The 4,634-nt window shown below is 47.0% G+C and carries 4 protein-coding genes; all 4 read right to left on the bottom strand.

What is annotated here, in order from left to right; genetic code table 11:
- A partial coding sequence (locus QM629_RS19950; RefSeq protein ID WP_415161668.1) for a hypothetical protein occupies positions 1–285 on the bottom strand: 285 nt, incomplete at its 3' end.
- 99 nt (positions 286–384) lie between these two features.
- A complete protein-coding gene (locus tag QM629_RS19955) occupies positions 385–1,572 on the bottom strand; it encodes a S41 family peptidase (RefSeq protein WP_415161669.1) in 1,188 nt (395 codons plus the stop codon).
- A 27-nt stretch (positions 1,573–1,599) separates the two neighbouring features.
- Entirely contained in the window at positions 1,600–2,337 is a 738-nt protein-coding gene (locus QM629_RS19960; RefSeq protein ID WP_415161670.1) for a porin family protein, read from the bottom strand.
- Between the two features lie 439 nt (positions 2,338–2,776).
- Entirely contained in the window at positions 2,777–4,423 is a 1,647-nt protein-coding gene (locus QM629_RS19965) for a M28 family metallopeptidase (protein ID WP_415161671.1), read from the bottom strand.
- Positions 4,424–4,634: the final 211 nt, after the last annotated feature.

Genomic DNA, 4,634 nt, shown 5'->3' on the forward strand with positions numbered 1-4,634 from the left:
ATGACGCTGACCCTGTAAGCGTCTCGGATCGGGAACCCTACTTAGATATTTCAATAAATTACCGGATCCTTTACGCATACTTCTTTTTACCAAAATTAACCCAATTTTAGAACACAACAGCCCTGCCGCTATGCGGGGCAGGCGGGATTTGGGTGGATAAAGGATAAATGGGATTATATAAAATTGCCGATGGCCAGATAAATTGCCCGGCCAATTAGCAGCGCAGGATGCAAGCTTGTGGCTCGTAAATGCCTGCGCCTTTTTTATCACTTCATCGCCATACATTTTCTGCCCGGTGAATATTACAAAGTCAGATTGCGTTTGCCTTTGCGGCTTTGTGGCAAACATTGCTTTTCAAGACCGCTTCGCGGGCCAGTCCCTATATTACATTAAGCCCAAAGCCGTTTCAAGCTGGCGGTCGCCGTAATAATTAAAATCGTCCAGGCTAAAAGGCACGGAATAATCCGGCGGGAAGCCTTCCCCTTCATATATATTGCCGTCTTTATACCTGAACTGGCTGGATGAAGTATAAGCATACCCAAACCAGGAGAAATAAAACTGGCCGCCATTATAATTTTCATTGGCGGTAAGCGGCCCGTTTGCGCCCCAGGTAGTTTCGCCCACCACAGCGCCCGTGGGCAATGCGTGAATGGCCATGGTTGTAATTTCGGCCATGCTTATGCTCCACATATCAGCAAGCGCCACAACCGGCACGGTAAGCGTTTGTCCTGTGCTTTGCGGTGTTACTATGGCATCCGCCCAGGGCGTATAGTCAAGCCTGCCATTACCGTTTTTATAGCGTGTGGCGCCAATTACCAGCTTTGTGCCGGTAAGCTGTCCCACCAGGAAGTTAAGGTCTGCCACAGCGCCGCCTGTATTGCCGCGCACATCTATTATCACCCCTTTCAGGGTGCTTGCATTGTTTTGCAGGTAATTAATGAAGTAGGTCATTACTTTTTTTACGCCATTGTCATCCGAGGCTTCATACGATGCTGCCAGGTTAAACTGGTTAAAGGCGAGGTACAGCGCCTTGCCTCCGTCGCTGAAAGAAATGGTGCCTGCAATAGCCTCTGTAGAAGAGCCTTCGAGCGTATTAACAGAATCCACGCCATACACATAGTCTTTATCTAAGTAATACGTGGCATCGTACCCATAAAATACATAATGGGTGCGTATGGTGCCTGCGGCCAGCTTCCTGTCATAGGAAGGCCATATAGCAGAATCGGCCAGTGCATCGCTGGCGAAAGAGAGCGTATAATGCGAGTCGGTAAGCCCGTCTGCCATGGCCTTGAAGTATTTATAGGCAGTTAACTGGTCGGCATCGCTATTGATGTCGAGGCTTGCAAACAAAGGTTTGTACGTGGTGTAAACCCTGTCCCAGTCGGTCGTATCTATGCTCCAGAAAACATAGTTGTTGTTCATGCCATTCCAGTAAGCTTCAAAAACATCGCTGAAAGAATCGCCCACATAGTTTGATTCGTTTTCCACGTTAGTAAGGTCTTTGCGGCAGGAAGTTATCAGCAGCAGCAGCATTGCCGAAACAGAAAATATTTTGATGTAGCTTGATTTCATGCTTTATGTATTACAGTTGCTTTGAATTTAATAGTATGATTCACCGGAAAGATCAACAAGCAGCCCTATGTTGATACCGGCCGTTGAGTTATAGCGCGGCACCTGGTTGGTCTCATATTTTTTTTGCTGGTCGGTAAAGCCATATAAATACCGAGCTTCCGCAAACACCTGGTACCGGTCAGTAACCTGGTAGCTGATGCCGGCACCGCCTATCCATCCTGCTTCAAAGCGGTTGTCTTTGGTTTTATCAAAACTATATTTTTCATCATAGTTATATTCGTTGGAATAGCTGAAAATAGAGCCGCTGGTTGTAACGTCATCCACCGGGTCAAGTATATTCGCCAGCCGCCCTTTTATATGGCTGCTCATCCAGTAACCGCCAAACAGGCCGGCATTAAAAAAGCCTTTCAGCTTTTCGCCCCCAAACATAAAATGGCCCATCAACGGAAGTTGCAGGTAGCTGTTGGTATTATCCTGATACACGCCGGCATAAAAATCAGACCGTTCCAGCCGGTAATTTTTTTGAATGAAGGAAGGGTCTGCCGCTATGGAAAACCAGTCAGCTATTTCATATTGCACAGGCACGCCGATGGAAAAGCCATACAAAGGTTTGTAATTCGTGAAAGCGCGGTTGGCATTGTTTGTAACAAGATAGTTTTTATTAAACCCGCCTTCAATGCCTATCCTGAACTGGGCCTTAACGGTGAATGATGTGCATAGGAGCAAAAAACACAACAATTCCTTTCGCCGGAAAAAATGTAGCATTTGTATAAAATTGTATGGATAAATGAGCTTTTATAAGCAGCAGAAAATTTAAATGCATAAACGAACCGGTTGCAAAAATAATATACCGGAGCCAATAGAAATGAGGTGAACTTATCTTTTTTGCAGGTGAATGGCGAAAATCATATTCCGGGTTTTCGTTTCAGCCGGCCGCCTTCTTTCCATATCAGCCGGCGTTTTATACGTGTGCCCAGGCGGGGATTATTGTGTATTGAATATTGAGTTTTCTTAAGTTAATGATATTGCGTGTGCCGGTTAAAATTTTTAATGCAGGGCTAAAGCCCAATGTTATACCGGTTTCATTAACCCCGGCTTTAAGATGAAGGCTTTGCGCCTTTAAGCCTTCGTGGCACCTCAGCTAAACCGAATGACACAAAATCACTTTTTATACCTTGCTGTAAACCGGCCAGGTGTAATGGCGCTACTCCTTCATCATTTTATCCCTTGCCGCCTTAAACTCAGAGCCATCTTTCCATTGCGGAAAGGCAGATTCATTTGCCAGTTTCTCTCCCACTGAAAACAGTAACTGCATATCCTGCAGGCCGCCGTCAAATGTCCAGGAGGCATCGTATTCATCGGCAGGCTGGTGATACCGGTTAGCCGTATAATCGTCTTCCAGCTTCCTGCCATATTCTTTGCCTTTTCCCACCACATCAATGCCGCCGCCGGCACTAAGCGCCGGTACGCCCGCCTTTGCAAAACAGAAATGGTCAGAACGAAAATAATGGCCGGCCTCCGGGTGCGCTTCCGGCGCCAGGTACCGGCCCTGCTGTTTGCCTGCTTCGGCTAAATAATCTTCCAGCTCATTCTGGCCGGCGCCGGCTATTACAATATCTTTTTTCTTATCGTACGCATCCACCACGTCCATGTTCAGGTCGGCCACGGTTTTAGGTAAAGGGTAAATGGGATGTTCCGCATAATATTCCGAGCCCAGTAAACCCTGCTCCTCTGCTGTTACAGCCAAAAAGAGGATGCTGCGTTCCGGCTTTTCTTTCAGGGAGGTAAAAGCCCTGGCTATTTCAATAAGCGCTGCGGCGCCGCTGGCATTATCTATGGCGCCGTTATAAATTGAATCCCCTTTGGCATCGGGCTTGCCAATGCCGAGATGATCCCAGTGCGCTGTATAAATAATGTATTCACCCGGCCTTTTGCTGCCGGTAATTTTGGCAATTACATTGTGCGAGGTATTATACGCCGCCTTCACTTTTACCTGCAGCGATAATTTTTCATGCAGCGGCACCGCTGTAAAGCCCCGCCTGTTTGCGCTGAGCAATAAAGAACTGTCTTTGCCTGCCGCGGCCAGTATTTTTTTCGCTGCCGCTGCAGAAACCCAGCCCTGCAGGGCGCAATGGTATTGTTTATCGCCTCTTTTATCAAGATATAAATTCGAAGTGCCCCAGGAGCTTTGCACCACGCTGAAGGGATAAGAAGCCGCATCGGTATTATGAATAATTAAAACAGCTTTCGCGCCCTGCCGGGCTGCTTCTTCATACTTGTAGGTCCATCGGCCATAATACGTCATGGTCTTGCCTTTAAAGAGGGTTGTGTCCACTCCGAAGCCGGGATCATTCACCATCACCAAAACCACTTTTCCTTTTACATCCATACCCGCATAATCATTCCAGTTATATTCAGGCGCCACCACGCCGTAACCGGCAAAAACCAATTCATCGTTATTTAAAGAAACCATTGAATCTGTATTTTCTGTTGACACCACAAAGTCATCCGTTCTTTTTAAATCAAAGCTGCCTTTGGGCGACTGCACCTTCATTACCGCGCCTGCTTCCGGCGTTATTTCCACCATCGGCACATCCTGCACATAACTGTTGCCATTGCCCGGTTCAAGCCCCAGTTGTTTGAAAGCATTTTCCAGGTAAGCCACCGTTTTTGTTTCGCCGGGGGAAAAAGGTTTGCGGCCTTCAAAAGAATCGGATGACAATATCTGTATAGTGTGCATCAGGCTGTCGCGGCTGAACGAAGCCGCCGTTTCGCCGGAAGAAGATGTTTGGTTTTGGCTGCAGGCCGCAGCAAGCAGGGCAATTGCAGGAAGCAGTAATGGTTTTTGCATACTTATGAATTTAAATACAAGTATAAAAATAAAGCGGCAATAAAATGATGAGCGCAGGGCAGACTCGTTAAAATTCTTATGAAGAGCCATAGGCTCGATGCAATTTTGTAAAGCCGTGCTTTAGCACGGTTATAGATGAATTTTGATAGAGGTGAGTGCCAGCGGCACAGCCTGCCCCGACTATTCGGGGATGCATAATGTAACGAGCCGA

This window comes from Parafilimonas sp. (genome assembly GCF_047606085.1).
Classification (GTDB): Bacteria; Bacteroidota; Bacteroidia; order Chitinophagales; family Chitinophagaceae; genus Parafilimonas.